Origin of the sequence: Mycobacterium sp. PS03-16, assembly GCF_004570325.1 — a bacterium.
In the GTDB taxonomy this organism is placed as follows: domain Bacteria; phylum Actinomycetota; class Actinomycetes; order Mycobacteriales; family Mycobacteriaceae; genus Mycobacterium.
On sequence record NZ_SPQO01000074.1, the window covers coordinates 1 to 1771 of the forward strand.

Consider the following 1771-nt stretch of genomic DNA (forward strand, 5'->3'; position numbering starts at 1 on the left):
GCCGAGCTCCCGCAGGCCCGCGCCGTCGACTGCACCGCCGCGGTCGGGGGCGGCGGCGCACCCGGGGTGGCGCTGCCCAGCGCCGGGATTAGCCTGCCCGAGTCGTATGCGGCCGCGCTGCGGGCCGGCCGCCCGCCGGTGGTCGGTCGCCTCGACGGCGGCCGGTGCGTGCTGGATCTGCGCACCGTGCCCGCCGACGACGACGCCACGCTGCTCGAAGCGGTCCGCGCGTGTTCGTGATCGCCACCGCCGGCCACGTCGACCACGGCAAGTCCACGCTGGTGCACCGGCTCACCGGGATGTGGCCGGACCGGCTCGCCGAGGAACAGCGCCGCGGGCTGACCATCGACCTCGGCTTCGCCTGGACCGACATCGACGGCCGCCGGCTGGCGTTCGTCGACGTCCCCGGCCACGAGCGGTTCGTCGGCAACATGCTCGCCGGCGTCGGCCCAGTGCCTGCGGTGATGTTCGTGGTCGCCGCCACCGAGGGCTGGATGCCGCAATCCGAGGAACATCTGAGCGCGCTGGACGCGCTCGGGGTCCGGCACGCGCTGCTGGTGATCAGCAAGGCCGATCTGGCCGATCCGGGGCCCGTCGCCGGCGACTGCCTGCGCCGGTTCGCCGGGACCTCGCTGGCCGGGCCGCCGGTGATCGTCGGCACCGACCTCGACCTGCTGCGCACGGAACTGGTGGCGCTGGTCGACCGGCTGCCGCCGCCCGACGGCACCGCCGATGTGCGGCTGTGGGTGGACCGGGCGTTCACGATCCGCGGTGCGGGCACCGTGGTGACCGGCACGCTGGCCGCGGGCACGCTGCGGGTCGGTGACGAGCTCGAACACGCCGGGCAGCGCGTCACCGTGCGCGGCCTGCAGACGCTCGGCGAGGACCGGCGCACGGTCGGACCGGTGGCCCGGGTCGCGGTGAACCTGCGCGGCGTCGACCGGCAGCGGATCGCCCGCGGCGACACCCTGCGCACCCCCGGCGTCTGGCGGGACACCGACGAGATCGACGTGGCGCTGCGGTCGGTGGACGCTTCCCTGCCCCGGGAGCTGGTGCTGCACATCGGGTCGGCCGCCGTGCCGGTGCGGGTGCGTCCGCTCGGTCCCGCCGCGGCCCGGCTGCGGCTGGCGCGGCCGCTGCCGCTGCGCGTCGGTCAGCCCGGGGCGGCCGTAGCGGACGTTGTCGGCGACGGAGGCGTCGAACAGGAAGCCGTCCTGCGGCACCATGACCACCCGCTGCCGCAGCGAGGCGAACGCCACCTCGGTCAGGGGCACGCCCCCGAGCAGCACCCGGCCCGCGGACGGGTCCATCAGCCGGGTGACCAGCTTGGCGAAGGTGGTCTTGCCCGAGCCGGTCTCGCCGACGACCGCGACCCGCCGCCGCGGGGCGATGGCCAGGTCGACGTCGTCGAGGGCCGGGCGCGCCCCCGGGGCGTAGCGGAAGGAGACGTGCTCGAAGCGCACCCCCAGCGGGCCGGGCGGCAGCTCCCGGGCACCGTCGGCGACCGCCGGGTCCCGGACGTCCGGCTCGGTCTCCAGGACGTCGAGCACCCGGCGGAACCCGGCGATCGCGTTCTGCGCCTCGTTGAGCACCTCGCTGGCCGTCTGCACCGGCGCGACGAACAGCGTCACGAGGAACAGGAACGCGACGAGGGTGCCGGCGGTGAGGTCGCCGTCGACCCCGAGCAGCACGCCGACGACGACCACCGCGGCGTTGGCCAGCGCCGCGACGAACTCGCCGCTGACGAAGACCGCGGCGGTGACCTTCTGCG

At 75.9% G+C, this 1771-nt stretch carries 3 pseudogenes; 2 read left to right on the forward strand and 1 reads right to left on the reverse strand.

From position 1 onward, the window contains the following. Both E4P42_RS26730 and E4P42_RS27760 read left to right on the forward strand, forming a co-directional pair. Positions 1 to 240, forward strand: a pseudogene (locus tag E4P42_RS26730) (L-seryl-tRNA(Sec) selenium transferase); the annotation flags it as partial. Further along, positions 231 to 1163 (forward strand): annotated as a pseudogene (locus tag E4P42_RS27760) (GTP-binding protein); the annotation flags it as partial. The pseudogenes E4P42_RS26730 and E4P42_RS27760, both read left to right, overlap by 10 nt. A gap of 42 nt (positions 1164 to 1205) precedes the next feature. On the opposite strand, the pseudogene E4P42_RS27765 reads toward E4P42_RS27760, so the two are convergent. After that, positions 1206 to 1706: pseudogene (locus E4P42_RS27765) on the reverse strand (ATP-binding cassette domain-containing protein); the annotation flags it as partial. Between the last annotated feature and the right edge of the window lie 65 nt (positions 1707 to 1771).